Below are 23,648 nucleotides of genomic sequence, written 5' to 3' on the forward strand. Positions count from 1 at the left end.
GATGCCCGCCGCGGCCTGTGTCAGATGCTCAGGCGGGCATCAAGGACGAAGCGGCCACCGGCCGCATCGAAATGGTGGCAGCCGAGCAGCTCCGGCTTGAAGTCGGGCAGAATGGTGCGCACACAGCGCTCCCGGTAGGTCAGAAGGTCGAGCTGTTCGATTTCCATGATGTTCAGCCCGTATCCGTAAATCCCGTGCGAATTCTGTTGCGACGGGCGGTAGATCTTGCCGTCGACATCGAAGATCCGTCCGGCATTGCGCGCGAACAGGCTGCCCATCACCACCGGATTGCGCCGGTGCGGCACGAGACGGCCGAGCCGGGGGCCGTCGACCTGGAACACATGCAACTCGCAGCAATGGTCCTCGTAGGCGTGGAAGGTCGACAGGTTGGTGAACAGCCACCACTTCTCCTGCAACCGCACCAGCACGCTGTCGGCGGCCGACTGGCCCTCCAGGGCGGTCGCGTAGAGCTCCCACTGGTGCGGAAAACCGGTACACCGCCAGATCTCGATCCGCCGCGCGGCGTGGGTCTCGGGCATCATGAAGATATCCTCGCCATCGCGAAACACGAAGGGATAGGACAGGTGGTAGGGGCAGCGCAGCGCTTCGCCGAGCGGCGTCAACCCATCCTCATCCAGTCGCCCGACGGCGATATGCGCGTTTGTGTCGCCATGGCTGTAGGTCTCGTAGAACAGGTAGCACGCGCCATCGTGCTCGAACAGGAACGGATCGGCTCTGATGCTGGTCTCCGTCGCCGTGGGGGTCGGGGGAACCTGCCGGGCCGCCTGCGGATCGAAGGCGTCGATCGATCCCTGACCGAGATAGAGCGTCCACATGGCCGGATCATGCCCCAACCGCTCCAGCACCGCTTTTCGGGCGCGCCGTCCGAGTTCTCGGGCAAGGGTCGCGGCATAGCGAGGCAGGGCGGCCGCTGGCGGCGGCGCGGCCGCGCCGACCACATCTTCAGGCGCGGTCGGGGCGTCCACCTGATCGGCGACACGCCGCAATTCGCGCAGGAACAGCGCGGCCGCCCGCTCCTTGACGTAGGCGTTGTTGCGCGCGCCGCTGAACTTTGTGCTGAAGGCGATGCTGACGATGCAGCGCGACTCCTCGCCTTCGTGGCGGGCGTACAGCGCAAGGGACGTGGTTGGTTCATGCCGCATCACCGGGGCGTAGCCGTACCAGTCCGCGTTGACGCCCCACTCGTCGGAAAAGTTGAATGCCCATTCCCCGTGTGGCAGGGCCCTGAGGGCCAGGTTCGGCAGGCCTTCGGGCGTGGTGCGCAAAACGAGGTCCGCTCCGGTCTCCTCGATCAGGCGCCGGGTCGCCTCCGGATCGATGTGCCCGGTTTTACGGTCGAGCGGCAATGGTTCATGCCGCAGCTTCCTGAGATCGACCGCCCGGGGCTGGAAGCGGGGGGGGCGGGCCAGCAGGCCGCGTTCAAGCCGGCTGACCGTACTGAAGCCGGTGCTTGCCCTTCTGGTGCCGAAAGGGGTGGGATGGACAAGCACGGCGGCAAGCGTCAGGCGGGGATCGCGGCTGATGTCCTCCATCGCCATCAGATGCCAGTTCTCGAACCGGTCGTGCCCGGCGATCAGGAGGGCAACCTTCAGCGGCGACCTGTCCCGGCCGGCCCCGAGTGGTTCGCCATCAGAGCCGGAATGGGGCTGGCCATTATGGGCGGTCGGCATCGAGTTTCTCACGCAAGATGGTTGCAAGCCGGCGAATGCCGCTGTCGGTCAGCGCGTATTCGTGCCAGCCTTCCAGGGTGTGGACCGGACCCTCGGAGCCCTCTTCCATCACATAGCCGAAGTGGACCTTCGCGGCGAGCGGATGCACCGCCTGGCTGCGGAAAAGGTGGACGGAGGTATCGAGCCGCGGCGCGGTTCCGTGTTCGCGGGCGGCGTCCACCAGAAGGTCCGTCACGTCACGGTTGGCCCGTTCCTCTGGCGTTAGTTCGCCGGGCTTGATGCCGAGCTTGGTCATCAACGTCAGCGTCAGCCGGAAGTGCTTCAGGAAGGCGATCAGCGGGATCTTGCCAGTGAGCAGCCGGGTCGCGAAATAGCTGACACGGCGGATCCGCTTGCCGGAGCGTACCCGCGCGCGCACATCCAGCGGAACCGTGTTGACGTAGTTCGGCGCCCAGCTGTCAATGACGCCGACGAAGGAAACCTCGTGCCCTCGCTCACGCAGGATCCGAGCCATCTCGATGGCAAGGGTGCCATTCACGCAAAGCCCGAGCAGGGCAATCGGTCCGGTCCCCTCGGCGATCCGCATGGCGTCAACCGCGCTCGACGCGATGTCGAGGAAGGAACGGGACCGCAGTTCGTCGTCGATCTCGGTCTCGAACATGTTGAGATTGTAGACCGAGGCTTCCGCCGGCAGGTCATGGGTCATCCGATAGTAGATGAAGGGATGATTGATGGTGTAGATCGCGCCGGGACCGGTGCCGCTCCGATAGGTTGTCAGCTTCCAGGGATTGGTTTTTGCGGTCTCCGGGGACGCGCCGGGCGCCGGCAGGGGGGGGGACGCCGGGGCGAAGGCCGCAGCCGCGAAGCTTTGCAGCTGCGGTGTCTGGAACAGCATCGCAAGGTCCGGCTTGATGCCGAAGCGCTGCCGGACACGGGCGAGCATCCGCAGGGCCAACAGGGAATGGCCGCCGAGGGCGAAGAAGTCATCCTTCGGGGTCACCGTGCCGACCTCCAGCACGTCCTGCCAGATCGCTGCCAGGGCATCGAGATGCGCCGGGTCGGGGGTGAAAGCGGCGGGAGGCGGTTGTTTGGCGGGAATGTCCTGTTTCGACTGCCGCTTGAGGGTGCGTGGTGCGGGGATCTGCCTGGCCGCGCCGCGCGCCTTCAGGCCATCGCGGTCCACGGCGCCGGATGCCAGGCGCGGCAGGTTCAGAAGAACGCTGATGTCCGGGACCTCGTCGGTGCCGGCGAGCTGCCCATGCAAATCCCGCTGCAGGATCTGCGGCAACCTGTCGATCGGTTCCGGATAGTCGCTCCGCGGAACGATGAAAGCGCGCGGCGGTCCGGCCTCGGCCTCGACAACACAGGCTTCCGACACGCCGGGATGGGCTTCCAGCCATCGCTCCAGCCCGGCATCGGAGCATGCATCGCTTGTGGTTTGCCGTTCCACGGTGGGGAGGGATGCAAGCGGTGCCGCCGGCTCGGACAGAATGCGGTCGTAGGTCTGTTGCCAGAGATCGAGGAGGGTCTCGGCGGTCTGCCGCTCGAACAGATCGGTGTTGTACTCCAGTGACATGCGCCAGCCATCCGGGCGACCGACCATGAAGAAGTTCAGGTCGTAGATTGCGCCGGGGGAGAGCGACGGTGCGCCGACGAGGTCGAACGCGCCATAGGTCCGGTCTTCAAGAAACGCCTTCTGGAGGTTGAAATTGACCGACACCAGCGGGTTGCGGGCGGAATCGCGCGGCGGGTTCAGGGTTTCGACCAGCTTGTTGAAGGGCATCTTTTGATGGTCGATGGCTGCGGCAACGGTCTCGCGGACCGAGGTGACGTGATCGCCGAAGGTGGCTTGCGCCGGCATGTCGATGCGCAAGATGAGATTGTTGATGAACACGCCGATGAGGTCTTCCAGGTCGACCTCGTCGCGCCCGGCGATCTGTGCGCCGACAAGGATGGTCTCTTCGCCGGTGAAGCGATGCAGCAGGGCGCTGAGGACGGCGATGCCGAGGACGAACTGGGAGACCTGAAGGTCCCGCGCGGCGGCATCCATGCGCGCGCCGAAGTCCAGCGGCTTGCGGATGGAGGCCACCTCGCCGTGGTTGGTTCTGAGAGCTGGGCGCGGTTTGTCGGGGGGCACCTCGAAATAGTGGCCATCGCCCAGCCGGTCGCGCCAGAACGCGGTTTCCGCGCGAAAATGTCGGCTCTTGAGATACTCCTCCTGCCACAGGGTGTAATCGCCATATTGCAGGGGCAGTTCGGGCAGGTTCGGCTCGCGTCCGGCATCGAGTGCCGAGGCGATTTCCCCGATCTCCCGTCCCAGCACCCGGATCGACCAACCGTCGAAGACGATATGATGCACAGTGGTCAGGAGCACCGCGTGGTCATTGTCGAGCAGGAGCAGCGAGGCGCGGATCAGGCCCGGCAGGTTGAGATCGAACGGTGCCTTGGCCATGAAGGCGCTGATGGATTTCATCCGCTTGTCGCGCTGTTCCTCCGTGACCCGCCTGAGGTCGATGACCGACATCTTGAAGGGGACCTTGTCGACCACCTCCTGCATCGGCCGGCCATTGGCGTCGGAAAAACGGGTCCGCAGGATCTCATGACGCTCGATCACCCAAGCGAAGGCTGCCTCGATGGTATCGGCGTTGAAGGCGCCCTTCAGCGTCCAGCAGATGGCGATGTTGTAGGCCGGGTTTCCCGGTTCCAGTTGATCGAGGATCCACCAGCGCAGCTGCGACTGCGAGCAGGGAAAGCGGGCGACGACCTTGTGCGGGGTCCCGGTGCGGGGCGGGGAAACGAGCATCGTTGTCATCAGGCGGCTCCGAGGCTGGTGTTGCGCCGGCGCTGACCGCGGAACTCCCGCAAGGACGGGGTCGGCGGGTCGGCATCGTTCGAACCTTGAAGGTCATGGGTTTGGGCGAAGGTGGCGAGCTCGGCGATGGAGGGGTGACGCAGGATATGCTTGGCCTCAAGGCCGAGACCGGCCTCCAGCAGGCGCGCGGCGATCCGGAAGATGCTCAAGGAATCCGCGCCGAGACTGTAGATGTTGTCGTCCACGCCGATCTCGGGGACCGTCAGGATCTCCTGCCAGATCTTCGCGATCTGCTCCTCCAGAGGCGTGCGCGGCGCGGTTCGCTCGACGGCCACCTTCGAGTGGGGCAGTCCGCGCTTTGAGAGCGCCTTGCGATCGAGCTTGCCATTGCCGGTTTGCGGAAGTGCCTCCACCATGGTCCAGAAGGCCGGCACCATATGGGCCGGAAGCCGCTCCCTGGCATGGGTGGCAAGATCGGCGGAGGAGGGGGGCGTCGCCGGGCTTTCCGGCACCACGTAGCCGACGAGCTGGGTGTCGCCCTTCGGGCTGCGCGCGGCAACAACCGCGCAGTGGCGCACCCCCGGGGCGCTCGCCATCACGGCCTCGATTTCGCCCGGTTCGATCCGGAAACCGCGCAGCTTGATCTGGGCGTCGATGCGCCCCTGCAGAAGGAGCGCGCCGTCGGCAAGGCGCTTGCCCACATCGCCGGTGCGGTAGAGCCGTTCGTGCCGGCCGTCGCCGAGATCGAGCTGAACGAAGGCCTTCTCCGTCAGGTCTGGCCGGTCGAAATAGCCGTTGGCCAGACCGTCGCCGCCGATCAGCAGCTCGCCAGGAACACCGATCGGAGCAATCCGGTTGGCATGATCGACGATGTAGAGCCGGGTGTTGGCGATCGGCTGGCCGATGGTCACGGGCGCCTGCGCATCGTCGATCCGTTTTACCGACGACCAGATGGTGGTCTCGGTCGGGCCATACATGTTCCACAGCTCGCTGCCGAGGCCGAAGAGCGTCATGGCCAGATCCTGCGGCAACGGTTCGCCGCCGCACAGGATCTTCAGCCCGGGCCGGGCCGGCATGCCCGCCTCGACCAGCATGCGCCACAGGGTCGGCGTTGCCTGTATCACGGTTGCGCCGCAGGCCTCCGTCAGATCCACCAGGGCGAAACCATCCTGCACCTGCTCCCGGTCGGCCAGGACGACCGTCCCGCCGGCGATGAGCGGCAGGTAGAGCTCCAGAGCGGCGATGTCGAAGGAAACCGTGGTCACCGCCAGCAGGATGTCCGAGACGGCAAAGCCGGGCTCGCGCGCCATGGATTGCATGAAGTTCGTCAGCGCCCGGTGGGAGACCTCCACTCCCTTGGGGGTGCCGGTGGAGCCGGAGGTGAAGATGATATAGGCCGGGGCGGCGGCTGAGGTTTCCGCCGCGGCCAGCGCGGCGCGGTTCTGTCGTTCGATGGCCGGCCGGTCGGTGTCGAGGCGGATGACCGTGGTTTCAGACCCGGCCAGCGCCGCGCTCCGTTCTCCATCGCACAGGATGCAGGCGACCCGGGCGGCCTCCAGCGTCTGCGTCAGTCTGGGTTCGGGGTGCTCCGGGTCGAGCGGGACATAGGTATGGCCGGCCTTCATCACCGCCAGCAGTGCAATCAGCATCTCCGGGGAGCGGTCGAGCAACAGGGCAATGCGCGCGGCCTGGCCGGGAAGTACCTTCCTGAGATGGCGGGCGAGCTGGTTCGAGCGGGCCTCCAGCTCGCCATACGTCAGCGCATTGCCGTCATGGACGACCGCCGGCTTGCCGGGATGCGCCGCCGCCTGGCGCGAGACCAGCGCGTGAACGTAGGCGTCCTCCTCATAGGTCTGGGCGCTTTGGTTCAGGTCTTCGCGCAGCCATTGCAGTTCGGCCGGGCGGATCAGCGCAAGATCGTCGATCGGGGTCTCGATATTCGCCGCGATGTCCGAGGCCAGGGTGGCGAAATGGCCGATCCAGCGGTCGACGGTGGCCGGGTCGAGAACGTCGGCATTGTAGTCGACGTCGATGCGGATCCCCTCGGCGCTTTCGATCATGTTGAAGAACATGTCGAAATTCGAGAAGGCCTTGCCATTGGGTTCGATGGTCGCGCGCAGACCGGTGAACTCGGTCATGCCGCCGATGCGCTCCAGATTGAACTGGATCTCCGTCAGCGGCAGTCGGCTGGGGTCGCGCTCGACGCCGAGTTTCCGCACCAGGGTGCCGTAGGTGTAATCCTGATGCTCGAACGCCTGAAGGACGACCTGCTGGGTGGCCTTCAGATGCGCCACGAAGGCGGCGTCGCCGGCAACCGTTTGGCGCAGCGGCAGAAGGTTCACGCAATGGCCGACGAGGGTCTGGTCACCGACGAGGCTCTGTCCGGCGGAGGGAACGGCGATGACGATATCGTCGCTGCCGGAGAGGCGCGCCACCAGGACCTGCAAGGTCGCCAGCAGGGTGGAGAACAAGGTGGCGCCGGAGCGACCGCCCGCCTTCTTCAACGCCTTGTAACGATCCTTGTCGATGAAGCCGGTGCGGGTTCCGCCGGCAAAACTGCGCCGTTCGGGGTGGTCCCGGTCAAGCGGCATGTCGGGCAAGGGTGGAACGGTGCGGTACTGGTCGAGCCAGAAGGCTTCCGTCGCGTCGCTGGCGCGGGTGCCAGAATGGGCGCCGGGGGCGAGATCGCGCGCATAGGTGGCGTAGGACAGGGCAGAGGGCAACTCCGCGGCCTCACCGCTCTTCAGGCCACTGTAGACCGCCGCCAGTTCCTCGATGATCACGTTGATCGACCAGCCGTCGCAGATGATGTGATGGGCGGTCATCAGCAGCACATGGCGGTCCGCCGCCAGCCGCAGCAGGGCGCCGCGCACGAGCGGCCCATGGGTCAGGTCGAACGGGATATGTGCTTCGCGGGCGACCAGGTCGAGCCTGGCGACCTCCGGGTCCTCTTTGCCGGACAGGTCGACCAGCGGCAGCTCCAGCGCGAAATCCGGAATGAACTCGAACCCGCTGCCATCGCGGGCGAAACGGATATGCAGCGCGTCATGGCGGGCGATCACGGTGTCGAGCGCTGTGCGGAAGGCGGCCTCGTCGAGCGGTCCTTCCAGGGTGAGGGAAAAGGATTCATTGAAGGCGCAGGAGGCTTCGTCGCCGGCCTGGGCCGACAGCCAGACCTCCTGCTGGGCTTCGGTAAGGGGAGTGGATGCCGGCAGCGAGGGGGAGCTGCCGGCATCCGTCCCGCGCCAGCCGGGCGCGGCGGCGCTTCCGGCCGGAGCCAGGATGCCGACGGCCTGAAGCGCGTCGGCACTGTCGCGGAAGGCGGCGGCGATCGCCTGGATGTCATCCTCGCTGTGAGCCGTCGTCAGGAAGCAAGGGTAACCGTCCAACGCATGAATGCCGCGCATCCGCAACTCCGGGAACATCAGGGCACCGAGCGGGTCGGTGTCGGAAAAGCGGGGGGTGAACCAACTGCTGAAGCTGGGAAGAACGCCGGGAATGCCGCGAGCGGCCAGATCGTCCTCGATCTCCGCCACCAGCCGTCCGGTTCGTTCGGCGACCCGGCCATAGAGAGCCGCGCCTTCGCCCTCAATGTGCCGCAACACGGCGCGGCAGGCCGCCAGCACCACCGGATGGCGGACGAAGGTGCCGGCAAAGAAGGTCGGGGCGGTCATCGGCGCACTGTCGTCGCCGTAGCGCCAGCATCCGCCGTCGAGTGCGTCCATGTAGCGGCTGTCGCCGGCCAGGATGCCGATGGGCATCCCCCCGCCGATGACCTTGCCATAGGTGGCCATGTCGCCCTTGATGCCCCAGATCGCCTGCATGCCGCCCGGATGGACGCGAAAGCCCGTCACCACCTCATCGAAGACCAGGGCATAGTCGCCTTCGGTGGCCAGGGTCCGCAGCTCGCGCACGAACTCCACCGGACGCAGGTCCGGATGCCGGCTCTGCACCGGTTCGATGATCACGGCGGCGAGGTCGCCAGCGTTGCGGCGCACCCAGTCGAGGCTTTCCGGTGCGCCGTATTTCAGCACGATCATGTTGCCGACGGAGGTCGCGGGAATGCCCGGCGCAATCGGCAGCGCCACCGGCTTGTCGAGCCGGTTGCGGCCCTTGACCAGCACCTCGTCGAACTGGCCGTGATAGTCATTGGCGAAGACCACGATCTTGTCCCGCCCGGTAACCGCGCGGGCAAGGCGCATGGCCGCCATCACCGCTTCGGAGCCGGTGTTGCAGAAGGTGACGCGCTCCATGCCGACCATCTGCGAGATCAGTTTCGCGACCTCGCCGGCCAGCGGGGTTTGCGGACCGATGGCAAAACCGCTGTCGAGCTGGGTCTTGACCGCTTCGACAACGAAATCGGGCGCATGACCGAAGGCGGTCTGGCCCATGCCGTTGACCAGATCGATGTACTCGTTGCCGTCAATGTCCCAGATCCGCGATCCCTTCGAGCGATCGGAAACCACCGGGAACACCATTTCCTTCCAGTCGGGGCGGAACCCGGACGCCGTGCGCGGGTCGGCCAGATGCGGCCGATTGGCGTCGGTAAAGGCCTTCGATCCGGCATTGCGGGCGGAGTAGGCGGAAATCAACCCGTCGATGTAGCGGGTTTTCTCCGGCGTCAGTTCTGGCACGCCGGGGCGGGCTCCGGGCCGGTAGATCTTGATGCGATCGGCGCCGATCTCCGTGTCATCGCCCGCTGTCGTCGTGGCCGGGGCGGGGGTGGCGTCTGCCGCCAGGATCGGGGCCATGGCCGGTGCGGGTGCGACCGGTGCCGTGCTCGCTGCCGGCGCGAACTGAGGGGCGACCGCCGGCTGGCCGGCGCTGCCCTGCAGGGCCTGCAACTGCTGCGAAAAGACGGCCTGCATCATCTGCATCTGCATGTGCATTACCGCTTCGACGCCATTTGCCGAGCCGCTGGCAGCGGGAGCCGGAGCGGACGGGGAGGCCATCGCCGGTTGGGCCGGAGCCATTGTCGCAGCGGCAGCCGGTGCTGCGGCAGGAGCGGGCTGCGCCACCTCGGGCGGCAACTCGCGATCGAGATGGGCGGCAAGGTCGGCGACACTGGGAATGTCGCTCAAGAGCTCGCGGAACGAGAGCTTCACCTTGAACTGCTTCTCCAGCTTCTGGGCAAACTGGCCGATGAACAGGGAATCAAAGCCGAGTTCGAGAAAGCTTGCGGTCCGGTCCTCGGGGCCAAGGTCTTCGCCGGACATGTCCGTCAGCAATTCCAGCAAGGTCGTCTCAAGGCCGGGAATGCGGTCGGCGGCTGAAGTATCGATTCCACTCATGAAGGCAACTCCCTGATCGGGCAGTGTGTTTGTCGATGGTGCTGCGGCAGTGTTCGCCGCGCTTTCCGGCGCGGGTGCGGCGTGAACGGCAGTGGCCACATCGCCGGCCCGCCGAACCGATGCGGGGGCGTCGATCCAGTGGCGCTGGCGCTGGAACGGATAGGTCGGAAGCCAGGTCTTGCCGGTCCCGGCCGGCAGCTCGGGAAAGGGCAGGGTGCAGCCAGCCGCCCAGAGCTTGCCATGGGCCTGGGCGAGGGTTTCGGCGGCTTCTGTGGCCCGGTCATGCTCGGGCAGCGACTGGACAATGGCGGCAAGGTCCGAACGGGCAATGGTCTGGGCGGCAAAGACCGAAAGGGTTCGCCCAGGGCCGACCTCGATCAGCACCGGCTTGCGGTCGGCGCACAAGGTGGCAAGCCCGTCGGCGAACCGCACCGCATCGCGGCAATGGCGCGCCCAGTAGTCGGGCGAGGCGCCCTGTTCGTCCGTCTGCCAGGTGCCGGTGACGCAGGAAATGTAAGGGATCGTCGCGGTGCCGTAGGTGACCTTGGCGGTTTCCGCGCGCAGGGCCTCGGAGGCGCCGTCCATCATCGCCGAATGGAAGGCATGGGACGTGTGCAGGCGGCTGAAGGCGATCTCCGCCTTTTCCAGCGCGGCGCAGGTGGCGTCGACCGCCTCGAAGGTTCCGGAGATGACATTGAGGGTTGGGGCGTTGATTGCCGCGATTTCGACGCCGTCCCGCAGATGCGGGGCGATGGCATCGGCAGCGGCGCGCACCGACACCATGGCACCCTGCGGCAGATCCTGCATCAGGCGGCCGCGCGCGGCGACAAGGGCAAGCCCGTCCTCGAAGCCGATCACATTGGCCAGGGTCGCGGCGACGAACTCACCGACGCTATGGCCGATCATCGCATCGGGGTGGCACTTCCGGCTGATCCAGAGCTGCGCCAGCGCATGCTGCACGATGTAGAGGCAGGGCTGGGCGATGCGGGTTTCCCGTTGGGTCTCGGCTATCGCCTCCGGCACCGGGCCGGTGTGACAGAGGTAGTCGCGCAGATCGAGCCCGAGCGAGGGCTTCAACAGTTCCGCGCCCCGGTCGATCCAAAGGGCGAACACCGGCTCGCAGGCATAAAGGGCAGCGGCCATGCCGACATACTGGGCGCCCTGGCCGGGGAACATGAAAACGACCGGCGGCGGGCTGTCCTCGGCGGTGGTGACCTCCACCCGGGCAGCGGAGAGGCGCTCGACCGCCTGTTCGGTGGAGGAGGCGACGATGGCGGTGCGCCGGGCAAAGGCGCGGCGACCGCTCTGGAGCGTCCGGGCGACCTGCGAGAGCGGCAACTCCGGCCGGGCGCGCAGATGCTCCGCCAGACGGTGACGCATGGCATCGAGCGCCTCGGGAGTGCGGGCGGACAGCGGCAGGATCAGCGGACGGGACCTCTCCTCGTCAATGGCTGGTTTTGAGACCGAAGGCGCTTGTTCCAACACCACATGGGCATTGGTGCCCCCGACGCCGAAGGAGCTGACGCCGGCCCGGCGTGGGGTTCCGCTGTCCGGCCAGGGTTCGGCCTGGGTCAGGATCCGGAACGGGCTGTCATCTAGAGCAATGCGCGGATTGGGAGTCGCGTAGTTCGCCATAGGCGGCAGGGTCGCGTGATGAAGGGCAAGGGCCGTCTTGATCAGGCTGGAGACGCCAGCGGCGCAGTCCATGTGCCCGATGTTGCTCTTGAGCGAGCCCAGCGCGCAGCTTCCCTTCGGCAGGTCAGGGTCGATAAAGACCTCATTGAGACCGTTGAACTCGATCGGGTCGCCCAGCGGTGTCGCGGTGCCGTGGCATTCCACATAGGCGACGGAGGCCGGGTCGACCTCTGCCTCGGCGAGCGCCATGGCGATGGCGTCCGCCTGCCCCTGGATGCTGGGCGCGGTGAAGCCGATCTTGTCGGCGCCGTCGTTGTTGAGCCCGCAACCGCGAATGACCGCGAAGATCCGGTCGCCATCGGCCACCGCATCGTCATAGCGCTTGAGCAGTACCACGCCGGCGCCGCTGGCGAAGACCGTGCCGGAGGCGTCGGCGTCGAACGGCCGGCAGACCCCGTCGGAGGAGGCCATGCCACCTTCCTGATAGATGTAGCCGCGTCGCTGCGGGATGGTAATGGACACGCCGCCGGCCAGCGCCATGTCGCAACCATAGGCCTGCAACTGCCGACAGGCCTGGGTGACCGCGACCAGCGAGGTGGAGCAGGCCGACAGCATGGTGACGGCGGGGCCGCGCAGGTCGAGCTTGTAGGCGACCCGGGTGGCGAGCGCGTCCGGCAAGCCGCCCATCGACTGATTGAAACAGCCGATCTGATAGTTGGATGTGAATTCTTCGAGCTTTGCCCGGTCGGATAACACATTGTTCAACAGGTAGGTCGGCATCGAGGCACCGGCGAAAACGCCGATCAGGCCGGGGTAGGCCCGGGGGTCGCAGCCGGCTCCCTCCAGTGCTTCCCAGCAGATCTCCAGAAAGATGCGGTGCTGAGGATCGGTAAAGGAGGCCTCGCGGGGAAACATGCCGAAGAACTCGGCGTCGAACTCCTCGATTCCCTCAAGATGCGGCCTGGCCGCGACATAGTTGGGCGATGCCCGCTCCTCATCGGTAAAGGCATCCTCGATCTCTTCCGGGGTGAGGGGCGCGAAGGCGTGGCGTCCGTCGCGGACCATCTGCCACAGATCGTCGACCGAAGGCGCATCGGGGAAGCGCCCCGACATGCCAACGATGGCGATGGCGCCTGTTTCTGCAAGCGCATCGCCGGCTTGCGGGGACCTGTCCCGTCCGGTGGTTTCGGTCATGACCTGTTCCTGCTGATCTGCGAAAGGGACTGGCGGCGGATGGCGGCCCGGTGCGTTGCGGTCATGGCCGAACGGGCGACCGGTCCCCTGCCTTCAAGAAAATTCGCGAGGCCGCGAATGGTCGGATGCGTGAACAGGGCCATCACATCGACGCTGCGCTGAAGCGCGCCCTCCAGCCCGACATGCACCCGCATCAACTGCAGCGAGGTGCCGCCAAGATCGAAGAAATTGCGGTCCAGCGGGATCGCGTCACGGCCGAGGACCTCGGACCAGAGGCGGGCGATGGTTGTCTCGACGGGACTGCGGGAGGACGCCTTCGGCGAGGCCGGTGCATCATCCTGCAAGGAAATGGGGGCAAGCCTTGCCCGATCCACCTTGCCCGCCTGGGTCATGGGAAAGGTGACAACGGTGACGGCGGCGCTGGGCACCATGAAGGCGGGCACCGCTGCGCGCAGCCGGGCCAGGGCCGCGCTGGCGAAAGCCGGATGCGGCGTGCTGGCGTCCCGTGGTTTCAGATAGGCGACGATCCGTTTCGAGGTCGGCGTCGCCTGACAGGAGACGATGGCATCGTCGATCTCCGGATCGCGTCGCAGGGCCGCTTCGATCTCGTCCAGCTCGATCCGCTTGCCGTCGATCTTGACCTGGCGGTCCGCACGTCCCTTGAACGTGATTGTACCATCAGCTTCGACCCGGGCGAGGTCGCCGGTCAGATAGCAGCGGCGCGGCCCCTGCCGGGTCTCGACCATCCTGAACTTTTCATCGGTCAGGTCGGGTCGTTTGAAATAGCCGAGAGCAAGGCAGTCGCCGGAAATGGCAAGTTCACCGGTCTCGCCATCGGACAGTTCCCGGTTGCCTTCGCCAATGATGTGAATTCCGGTGCGGGCGATGGCCTTGCCGATCGGCACATCCGTGTCGGCGAAGTCGGGCGGCGGCGAAAAGCAGGTGACCATGGTGGTGGCTTCGGTCGGGCCGTAGCCGTTGGTAACCCGGCAGTGCGGGTAGATCCGATGGAACTTGCGGATATGGGTCGCCGAGGCGACCTCGCCGCCAAACAGCACGTGCGTCAGGCTCGGCATCGACCCGTCGACGGAATCGGCGAACAGGTTGAAAAGACCTGTCGTCAGGACGACGAAGGTCACGTTTTCCCGGCGGATGACGTCGCACAGCCGGGAAACGGAGAAGGTGGGGTCGGGCAAGCCTGCGAGGGTGCTGCCGTTCAGCAGCGCGCACCAGATCTCCATGGTGGCACCGTCGAAGGAGATGGTCGCCGCATTGAGGACGACATCGCCCGGACCGACATTGACGTAGCTTTGCTCAAGCGCCAGGTCGGCAATGGCCCGATGCGGGATCATCACCCCTTTGGGCCGGCCGGTGGAGCCGGAGGTGTACATGACATAGGCCATGTCGCCGCCGCCGACTGGCACAGAGGGCGGTTCAATGTCGCGGTCCTCGATCTGGCGCAGCGCGTTGCCAAGCTCGACGATCTCCCCGCGAACACTGGCAATGGCCGCAAGCTTTGCGTGATCCGTGGCGGTGGTGAAGATCACCTTCGGCGCGCAATCACCGATCACATAGTCCAGATGCTCAGCCGGATAGACCGGGTCGATCGGGGTATAGGCTGCTCCGGCCTTCAGAATCGCCAACATGGCGATCACCGTTTCCGCAGACCGGGGGAGGAACAGGCCGACCACGTCGCCCTTGCGTACCCCAAGCTCCAGCAGCCGGTGAGCGAGGGCGGAGGAGAGACGGTCGGCTTCGCGGTAACTGTAGGGTCGGTCGCCGAAGGTCAGGGCGACGCGGTCCGGTTGCGCGCGGGCGTGTTGGTGAAAGACGTCCTGAAGACTGCGGTCGCGGTCATAAGCGACGATGTGACCTGAACGCTCTACGCGAAACGGATCGTGTTGCGCCGTGAGGGGATCCTTGCGGTTCATATCCATGCTCCGGGCCCGGTTGGCCTGCACCGGTCGGTGCAGACAAGGGGGAGCGAGATGGCCGCCCACCCTTTACGCTTGCGGTTTGCCTCTTCGACAATTTTTCACGTGAGCCAAAAATGGATAGATGTTCAAAGGGATGTACCGTGGCTATGCGGGGTTGGCCGATGGCTGGACGAAGGGCGACAAATGACCGAAAGGCCGAGTTTGACTAGTCTGCGGGTCGACCAAAAGGATTAGCAAACCGGATGATCTCGTGCCGCTGAGAGAGCCTGTCCAGGCTTGGCCGATACTCTTGCGGCAGGGGGAGAGCTGGCCCAGACGCGGCGCCAAGCGAAGCTCGGGCCGGGGGGGGCGCCGACGCGCACTCCCTGAGCAGGGGCGTGGGTGGTCCGTCTTCGTGGTTGTTCTTCTCTTGAATGGTCGGATCGTGAGCTTATATCTTCGCGGCAAGTGAGGACGACCTCCCCCGGTTCGGGACCATTCGTTCGGGACGACCCGAAGCAACACACGGGGACCCATATGCGAACCACCGGGGATCGGATCCGCCACGCCCTCAGCTTCGAGATCATCGGATTGCTTACCATCGCGCCGCTGGGCGGCTGGGCATTCGGCGTTCCACTGGAGGCCATCGGCCTGGTCGCAATCGTCGCCGCGACCATCGCGACGTTGTGGAACTACATCTACAATTTCCTGTTCGACCACGCGATGCTACGGATTGTCGGCGACGTGCGCAAGTCTCTGGCGGTGCGGGTGGGGCACGCCGTATTGTTCGAGGCCGGGCTGCTTGCGCTGCTAATGCCGTTCATCGCCTGGTATCTCGACATCAGCCTGCTTGCGGCCTTCAAGATGGATCTGTTCTTCGCGCTGTTCTATCTGGTCTACGCCTTCATCTTCAATTGGGCCTATGACCTGATTTTTCCCATTCCCGATCCGCGGAGCGCGGAAAGCCCGGCAACCTGAGGCTGCCGGGCTGAACGCCTCCCGAGGAATGCGGGAGGTGTCGCTGGTAACGATGGGGCGGTGCTATTTCTTGACCTGCAACGGGACGGCTTTCTGATCGAGGCGGAAAGCCTTGACGTAGTCCACGTACATGAAGGACGGGTTGGGCACCGGGAAGGTTCGGGTGTTTTCCTTGAGCGCCAGGTTCAGCAACATGAACATGGGCTGGCGGCTTTCCGGCGGCGTCTTGGTCTTCCACACCAGCTTGCGATTGAAGTACATGCGAATGAACTGGGCGTCGACCTTGACGCCATAGGTGTTGAACTCCTCCGGATCGTTCTGCGGGAAGACCTTGATGCGGTCGAAGTCGGAATAGTGCCGCCCGTCCCGGTGCCAGACGTGCACTGAGGCGGAATACCCGTCGGGTTTGTACCCGTAGTATTCCAGCACATCGATCTCGGCGGTGTATTTCGACCGGTCGATGCCGATCAGCCAGAACGCGGGCCAGACGCCATCGCCCAGGGGCAGGCGTGCCCGCATTTCGAAGTAACCGTATTGCTGCTTGAAGCCACGGCCCTTCGTGTCAACGGAGGCGAGCAGGCCCGAACTCCAGACACCGGTCGAGGTCCGCCGCGCCTCGATCCGCAAGACGCCATTGAGAAGGGTGAACGGGAAACCCTCCTGCGGGTTTGAAAACCGGGCGCCGCCGAAGTCGCCGGACCAGGGGGTATGGGCAATCCAGCGGGTGCCGGGGCCCCAGGCGGAGACATCGAGCGTGTCAAAAGGTTCATCGAAGCTGAGGGTCATGCGCTCGAAATCGAGCGTGTCGCCGGTGTCGATGCCCGCCTCATTGGCGGAGGCCGACAGGGCGGACAGAAGGAGGGCGGCGCCGGCGAGGGCAGGGCGCAGGAACCCGGTCGGGATAAGGGGGAGATGTTGCATGGTGACGGCTTCCATGTCAGTGGAATATTGACGGAAATTTTATTCCCCCGTGTAAATTCGCGCATATTCCTGAATTCGGTTATATCTCTACTTCAAAATGCTTATGGGGTGATGGAATTACACCTGTAGGTGGCCATGCTACGATCCTGAAAATCCATCGGGGAGCGTCCTGGCATGAGCCTGCAAGTCATGGGAATCCTGACATTTGCGCTCGGTCTGCTGCTGATGGGCCGACGGCCGCAGTGGATGTTCATGTTCATGGCAGTGTCGACGGTGTTCGGAACGGCGGCCGCTATCAGCCTGCCGGCGCTGGGCGGCGCGTCCATTCTGGTGCCGAACCTGTTTCTCGTCTTTTTCTTCCTGCGCATGTACGCGGGCTATGGGGAGGGGCCGATCCTGTCGGCCTTCGCTCTGCCGGGGCCGGGCTTCTGGCTCCTGCTTCTCACTGTCTTCGGAGTGTTAAGCGGGATCTTCCTGCCGCGTTTGTTCGCGGGCATGACCGAGACCATATCGGTGACGCGCATGTTTGGCGCGCGCAACTTCATTTCCATGGTTCCGTTGCGGCCAACCGCGAGCAACATCACCCAGTCGGTCTATGCCATCGGCGGTCTTTTGTGTTTTGCCGCCAGCTACACATTCTTCCGGCAGACGCGCTCCGCCGCCGCGCTGGTCGGCGCCATGCTGGTTTTGGCGACCGTCGACCTCGTCTTCGCCCTCGCCGATATTGTTACCTATTTTTCCGGAACCGCGTGGCTGATGGATTTCTTCCGGACGGCCAACTACGGGATGTTGACCGATTCCGTGAAAGGCGGTCTGAAACGGATCTCCGGCACCTTCTCCGAAGCCTCCGCCTTTGCCTCCTATACCCTCGCCGTGTTCGCGGTGGTCGCAAGCCTGTGGCTCGACCGGTTGCGGAACGGCTATGTAGGGCTTCTTGCCGCTGCCCTGTTCCTGGCCGTGCTCTTGTCCACCTCGGCAACGGGACTTGCCGGCCTTGTGGTTGTCGTCGGCTTCCTCGGCATACGCTCCCTCAGCGCGTCTCTGGCCAACCCGCGCAACGGACGTCCGAGTTTCCTGGTCATGGGCGCCATCGTCGGGCTGCTGGCCATGCTCGTCATCATGGTCGCGATGCCGCAGTTCGTCGATCAGATCGAGGCCTATCTGGACGAGATCCTGTTCTCCAAGGCCAACAGCCAGTCGGGACGGGAGCGTTTCCAATGGAATGCGGCGGCCTTCCAGACCTTTCTCGATACCTCCTGGATCGGGGCCGGTCTCGGCAGTTCGCGGGCGTCAAGCTTCCTGCTCGTGCTGCTGTCCAATCTCGGGGTTGCCGGTGCGATGCTGTTCCTCCTGTTCGCCGGATCGGTCTTGCTGGCGCCGAATGGTGTGCTGCGCTCGGACACCGGCGCGGTCGCCGATCAGGTGCGCGCGGTGCGGGCCGCCAAGGCGGGTTTCGCGGCCAGCCTGGCGACGGCGATGATTTCCGGCACAGTCTATGATCTAGGGTTGCTCCCCTATCTTCTGGCGGGGGGGGCGGCGGCGCTGTCCCGGTCGGTCCGTGAACGACAGGATCTCGATACGCGGGCGGTGCCCCTTGCGCCCTTGAGGGGCAAGGCCTGGGCAACCGGCGGCGCAACCGAAGGGCGCTGCGAATGAAGCTCCTGGTGTTCAACGTCAAGCATAGTGAAAACCTGGGGGACGGGTTGCTTGCCTGTTGCCTGGAGACCGCCTTGCGTCAATGCGGCAGCGATGTGGAGGTGGAGACGGTCGATCTGGCGGGGCGCAGCGAGGTCGGAACGGCGGTCCGGGCGAGGGGGTACGTGCTGGCACTGCTTGGCCGAATGCCGGCGCCGGCGCGTCGCTTCGTGGTGCGCAAGGTGCTGGACCGCAGGCTTCGGGCCTCCTTGCCCGACTGGAACGCCCGGATCGCCGCCGCCGATGCGGTGGTGATCGGCGGTGGCAATCTCTTCCAGGACGACGATCTGAACTTCCCGCTCAAGATCGGCGCGGTGCTGGACTGCGTTCAGCGGCAAAAACGGCCCCTGTCGATCTACGCGGTGGGGGTCAGCCGGAACTGGTCGCCGGAGGCGTCCGCGTTGTTCGGCAGGTTGCGTAACCTGGATCTGGTGCATGTCTCGGTCCGCGACGAGATCGCCCGGGATAACTGGATGAGCCACTTCCCCGAAGGGGGGCGCCCGCACCTGGTGCCCGATCCGGGGTTGCTGGCCGGCTCCATGGATCTGCCGCGCCCGCTCGAACGTTGTGTCGGCAACAATGCGGGGCTGTGCGTGACCAATCCGGCGATCCTGCGGCGGCACTCGGACAAGTCGGCGCGCGACATTCCGATGCTGCGCGCTCGCGACTATTGCGAGGTGATGCAGGTACTGGAAAGCCGGGGCTGGTGTATCACCCTGTTTTGCAACGGCGCCCGCGAGGACGCGGCCTTTCTTGAGGCGATCCTGGCAGTGCCAGCCGTTCGCAAGATGATGGCTTCGGGGGTGGTTCAGGTCGCGCCCCGTCCGAAAACCGCCCGGGAGCTTCTCTCGACCATCGATGCCTTCGATGCGATGGCCGCACATCGGCTGCATGCCTGTATCGCCGCCTATGCCCTCGGCGTTCCCGTCGTCGGCCTGGGGTGGGACAGCAAGGTCGAAGGGTTCTTTCGCTCCACCCATCGAGAGGCGTTTCTCGTCACCGACCGAAGCACTTCATCGGAGGAGATCGCCGGGCTGATCGATCAGGTGGCGACCCATGCGGTCGATCCGGTGGAGTTGCGTGCCACGGTTGCCAAAGCCCGTGAAGGGATTGCCCGGCTGCATGCGGATCTCAGCGCCTTCCTCAATGCGGGCAGCGTCGTTTCTTAACCATATCGTTAAATTCCCTAGGGGAAGATTCTGGGCGCTGCGGTGGCCCGCGTGCGTGATTTCCGGTGTCCCGGAGGGCGGCCTGCGCCAGCCCTGACGTGGTGTATACCCGCCCGACAGAGCGAATATCAGATCCCAGGGCGTGGGCTTAGTTGTTGTTTTTTTTGATTTCTCAGGTTTGACTGTGGCGAGTTTCGGAGATGACGCCAGTATTCACGCGCTCGTGAGAGATCATCACGGTTCGGTGAGGAAACGAATCGGCTTTATCTGATTTTTCGTCGAAAACAAGAGTCTTTTTATATATATTCACCATTTATTAACCCATGTTAATGGGCGTTTCGGGCGAAGGCTGTAAAAAGTACTGAAGTGGCGGTGGGCGGATGATCTCTCACGAACAGTGAATTCCGGTCCTGCGCCTCCTGGTCGAGGCGGGGTTCCACGTTGGTGACCTCGGTTTTAGAAGAAAATGCCTGTGCATAATAAAACAATCCAGGAGTATTCTCTATGGATGCGCAATACTTGAACCAAAATCAGAATGACGTTGAAGTTCAACTGGAGGCGGTCTCCAATTTCTGCAGTGCTACCGCAGACGAGACCGCACCTCCGATTGCTGGCGGCGAGGCGCGCGATTGCGCGCTTCTGATCGACCGGCGAGCGCTGGATCGGGATTGCCTGGCGAGGAGCCTTTCGGAACATGACCCCTCGCTCAATGTCGTCCCGGTGTCCTCGGTCGACCATTGGGAAGGGCTGGACAGCGACGACACCCCGTCGGTGATCGTGCTCGCCATCGGCGGTGGCTCGACCTACGATGCGTCGGTGCGGGCGCACATCACCTCCGTGGTCGAGCGTTTCTCCGGCATCCCGGTCGTGGTGATCGCCGATACCGAAGACCTGTGCCAGATGCTCAAGGCAATCGAATGCGGCGCGCGCGGTTTCATCCCGTCAAGCGTGGGCATCGGGGTTGCCGCGGAGGCCATCGCACTGGCCCGGGCCGGAGGTGTGTTCCTGCCGGCAAGCAATGTGTTGCCGATGCTGGAGATGATCGAATCCGCAGCAAAAAGCGTCAGCGGGCCGGGGGATATCTTTACCCCGCGCGAGGCGGAGGTGGCCGAGGCCCTGCGGCGTGGCAAGGCCAACAAGATCATTGCCTATGAGCTGCACCTTTGCCAGAGCACCGTGAAGGTGCATGTGCGCAACATCATGAAGAAGCTCAACGCCACCAACCGGACGGAAGTGGCCTACAAGCTGCTGGAACTCATGCAGTAGCGAAGGGCCGGGTTCCCGCCCACGAACGTGGAGCGGCGATACGGGGGGCGATGCCGGTGACACGGCATGCCCCCCTGTCTGCCGGTCAAGCCTTGCCGCTTCCGATGACGTCTCTCTCTGCTGAGGGGGGCGCCAATCCCGTTTGTCCTGACCTCACTGTCGCGATGACGTCTGGCCCCGCGCTTGCGGGGCTGTCTCGTCTGCGCCGGTCTTCCGGAGCCCGGAAGGGGCGATCAGTGAATGGCTCCGAGGTTCTTCAGCCGGGGCGGCGGAGTGATGATCCTGGGGTTGGGTTGACCGACCCGGCCCATATCCTGCGCGCTCAACTCTTCCTCGACGATGGCGCGGAAGCCTTCGCTGAAATTCTGTTCGCTGAACCGGACGGCATGGGTGCGGATCCGTCCGGGCTGAAAGGTGCCCTCGCAAGTCTCGAATTCGATGATGGCGTCGATCAGGGCATCGACCGACTGTTCGGGGAAGAGAAGGCCGGTGCGGTTGTGAACGACCGTTTCGAGCGCGCCGCCAACCCCATAGGCGACAACCGGCCGGCCGCTGGCCATGGCTTCCACCGGGACGATGCCGAAGTCCTCCTCACCCGGGAACACCAGCGCGCGACATCGCGCCATATGAGATTTGAGGACCTGGAACGGCGCATGGCCGAGGAACTCGATCGTCGGTCCGGCCATGGCCTTGAGCCGCGCCAGCTCCGTCCCTTCGCCAATGACCACCAGCTTCTTCTTCATCCGAGTGAACGCTTCGACCGCAAGATCCACCCGCTTGTAGGGTACCAGCTGGCCGGCGCAGAGATAAAAATCCTCGATCGTGTCCACGGGGCGGAACGCGCCGACCGCGACAGGTGGGTAAAGCACCGTGGCACCCCGCCGGTAGTACTTGCCGATCCGCGCGGCCACGTGGTGCGAATTGGCGACGAACCGGTCGACCCGCGCGCTGGTGGTCACGTCCCAGGCCCTGAGGGCCGGGGCGAGCAGTGGCATGGCGGTGCGCTGCAGGAAGCCGGCGTTCGCCCGGTAGAAGTGATAGTGGTCCCACAGGTAGCGCATGGGCGAATGGCAGTAGCAGACATGGGCGGCCTGCGGCGGCGGAATGATCCCCTTGGCCGGGCCGGATTCGCTGGAAATGACGAGGTCATAGCCGCGCAGATCGAAGCTCTCCAGGGCAAACGGCATCAACGGCAGCAGCGCCTGATAGTGGCGGGTGGCGCCCGGGATCTTTTGCAGGAACGATGTGGTGACCTTGTGCTCGCGGATCTTCTGCGACACGGCGGCAGGGTCGTAGACGAGCGTGAAGATGTCGGCCTGCGGATAGAGATCGCAGAGCGCTTCCACGACCTTCTCGCCCCCGCGCATCGACACGAGCCAGTAATGTACGATCGCAACGCGCATCGGTAACACTCCGGTTTTTCTCGCCGATAGTGTCTTTGAACCGGTCGCGGGTGAAAGAGGCAATGGGGGCGAAACGCCTATCCCTTGGAGTGAGCCTATTCCCCGAGTGGGGGAGGTGGCTGTCAAGGTTTTCAAAGGGGGAAGAGGAAGCCGCTCCCGGCCTGTCCTTTTGGGGAAGCCGATTAGAGTGTTGCAGCCATTTGGATGAAGACGACTTGCACGGGTGGGGATTTACCCGCTGGCGGCAAAGTCAATGATGGAACCTGTCAGGTTCTGTTGTTGGCTTTGGGGGGATCTCGTGAGTGCAGGAGACATGAACTGGAATTCCTCGGCAAGGGGCCTCTGGGGGCGCCGGGGGGGAGTGCGCGGCCGGATCAACCTGGTTGCCAGCGTCCTCTTCGCTTTCCTTGCAGGCCTTGCGTTGGCGCTTCCGTCCCGTGCAGCGAACGGTCCGGAAGACTTCCGCCTGCTTCCTGAAACCCGGATCAAGATTTCCGTCGTCGAATGGGTCGTTGCCCAGGGTGAGTACCGGGAATGGACGGCGCTCACCGGCGAATACGGCGTCTCCGTCAGTGGCACGGTATCCGTCCCGCTGATTGGCGAGATCGAGGCGGCGGGTCTGGTGCCGGGCGACCTGGCGCAGGCAATTGGCACCGCGTTACAGCGGCGAACCGGCCTGCAGGAGGTTCCGGCGGTCACCGTGCAGATCGTGCGCTATCCGCCGGTGTTCGTCACCGGCAATGTGGATCGTCCGGGGATGATTGAATACAGCCCCGGCCTGACGATCCTGAAAGCGGTGTCGCTGGCCGGCGGGCGCGAGCGGCGCACCGGCATTGCCGACCGGTATTCGGACGTCGAACAGATCCGCTATGCGGGCGATCTGCAGCGCACCAACTATCAGATCAAGCAGCAGATGGCGCGCCGGGCACGGCTGCAGGCCGAGTTCCGGGATCATGACAAGATCGTCTTCCCGACCGAATTCGAACAGGCAGCCCCCGGATCGGTCCTCGGGCTGCTGCGGGAGACGGAAAAGATCCAGTTCCGTACCCGGATCGATGCCCTCGCGCGTCAGATGGCCTCGCTTCGCGATCTGGGCACCTTGTTGCGCAAGGAAATCGACGTTCTTGACGAGAAGCTCGGCACCCAGGACGAGCAGATCCGCATTGCCCGCGAGGAGCTGGAGGACATCACCCGGCTGGTCAGCCAGAAGACCGTGGTCCGGTCGCGGCAAACCTCGCTGGAGCGGGTTGTCGCCGACTTGCAGAGCAACCGGCTCGACATGGTGATCGCCTCGACGCGGGCCAAGCAGAAGCTCAGCGAGACCGAGCGCGACGCGGTTCATCTCAAGGGGCAGCGGAAGATCGAAGTCAGTGCCAGCCTGCAGGATGCGGAGAGCCAGCTCGAAGACCTGAGGATCCGGCGCCTGACGACCCTTCAACTGATGCAGGCGAATGGCATGCAGATGGCCGACGACAGCGCTCTCGATCTGCTGGAATACCGCATCGTCTCCGCGCCCGGAGCCGAGCCGGTGATGGCCTCAGCCGGCACTCTTCTTTCGCCGGGCGATGTGGTGCAGGTGCGGTTCAAGCCGGTGGTCGAGGATGAGGGGAACCGGATCGCGGCGGCGGTCCAGAACTGAGGCCAGGGATTTTCCAGACGAAAGCGGCGGTCAGTGCA

The 23,648-nt window shown here is 64.8% G+C and carries 11 protein-coding genes; 5 read left to right on the forward strand and 6 right to left on the reverse strand.

Features of this window, described 5'->3' with window-relative positions; all coding sequences use genetic code 11:
- Positions 1-20 precede the first annotated feature (20 nt).
- The 4 genes from LC062_RS10425 to LC062_RS10440 are packed head-to-tail and all read right to left on the reverse strand — an operon-like array spanning position 21 to position 14,554.
- Positions 21-1,691 carry a glucosamine inositolphosphorylceramide transferase family protein gene (locus LC062_RS10425; RefSeq protein WP_224910970.1) on the reverse strand — a complete coding sequence of 557 codons (1,671 nt, stop codon included), beginning with the start codon at positions 1,689-1,691 and terminating at the stop codon, positions 21-23.
- Positions 1,675-4,503, reverse strand: coding sequence for a condensation domain-containing protein (locus LC062_RS10430; protein WP_224910971.1), 2,829 nt, complete (start codon positions 4,501-4,503; stop codon positions 1,675-1,677). Before LC062_RS10430 ends, LC062_RS10425 begins: the two co-directional genes overlap by 17 nt.
- Positions 4,503-12,623, reverse strand: coding sequence for a non-ribosomal peptide synthetase/type I polyketide synthase (locus tag LC062_RS10435; protein WP_224910972.1), 8,121 nt, complete (start codon positions 12,621-12,623; stop codon positions 4,503-4,505). The genes LC062_RS10430 and LC062_RS10435 overlap by 1 nt, the downstream gene beginning before the upstream one ends.
- Positions 12,620-14,554, reverse strand: a complete 1,935-nt coding sequence (locus LC062_RS10440) for a non-ribosomal peptide synthetase (protein ID WP_224910973.1) — start codon at positions 14,552-14,554, stop codon at positions 12,620-12,622. Before LC062_RS10440 ends, LC062_RS10435 begins: the two co-directional genes overlap by 4 nt.
- Positions 14,555-15,076: 522 nt before the next feature.
- On the opposite strand from LC062_RS10440, the gene LC062_RS10445 reads away from it, so the two are divergent.
- Positions 15,077-15,517, forward strand: coding sequence for a PACE efflux transporter (locus tag LC062_RS10445; RefSeq protein WP_224910974.1), 441 nt, complete (start codon positions 15,077-15,079; stop codon positions 15,515-15,517).
- 63 nt (positions 15,518-15,580) lie between these two features.
- Here the strand turns inward: LC062_RS10445 and LC062_RS10450 are convergent, their stop codons facing one another.
- Positions 15,581-16,438, reverse strand: coding sequence for a glycoside hydrolase family 16 protein (locus tag LC062_RS10450; protein WP_224910975.1), 858 nt, complete (start codon positions 16,436-16,438; stop codon positions 15,581-15,583).
- Positions 16,439-16,612: 174 nt separating this feature from the next.
- On the opposite strand from LC062_RS10450, the gene LC062_RS10455 reads away from it, so the two are divergent.
- From LC062_RS10455 to LC062_RS10465, 3 genes are all read left to right on the forward strand, one after another.
- A complete protein-coding gene (locus LC062_RS10455; protein WP_224910976.1) occupies positions 16,613-18,094 on the forward strand; it encodes a hypothetical protein in 1,482 nt (493 codons plus the stop codon).
- On the forward strand, positions 18,091-19,302 hold the full coding sequence (locus LC062_RS10460; protein WP_224910977.1) for a polysaccharide pyruvyl transferase family protein: 1,212 nt from the start codon (positions 18,091-18,093) through the stop codon (positions 19,300-19,302). The genes LC062_RS10455 and LC062_RS10460 overlap by 4 nt, the downstream gene beginning before the upstream one ends.
- Before the next feature lie 519 nt (positions 19,303-19,821).
- Positions 19,822-20,568: a response regulator transcription factor gene (locus tag LC062_RS10465; RefSeq protein ID WP_224910978.1), complete on the forward strand. Its 747-nt coding sequence runs from the start codon at positions 19,822-19,824 to the stop codon at positions 20,566-20,568.
- A 233-nt stretch (positions 20,569-20,801) separates the two neighbouring features.
- Here the strand turns inward: LC062_RS10465 and LC062_RS10470 are convergent, their stop codons facing one another.
- The gene (locus LC062_RS10470; protein ID WP_224910979.1) at positions 20,802-21,971 is read right to left on the reverse strand and encodes a glycosyltransferase; all 1,170 of its coding nucleotides are present in this window, start codon (positions 21,969-21,971) and stop codon (positions 20,802-20,804) included.
- Between the two features lie 313 nt (positions 21,972-22,284).
- Here LC062_RS10470 and LC062_RS10475 point away from each other — a divergent pair, with 313 nt between their 5' ends.
- Positions 22,285-23,610, forward strand: coding sequence for a polysaccharide biosynthesis/export family protein (locus tag LC062_RS10475; RefSeq protein ID WP_224910980.1), 1,326 nt, complete (start codon positions 22,285-22,287; stop codon positions 23,608-23,610).
- Positions 23,611-23,648 lie beyond the last annotated feature (38 nt).

It is taken from the genome of Stappia indica (genome assembly GCF_020177335.1).
GTDB classification, from domain to species: Bacteria; Pseudomonadota; Alphaproteobacteria; order Rhizobiales; family Stappiaceae; genus Stappia; species Stappia indica_B.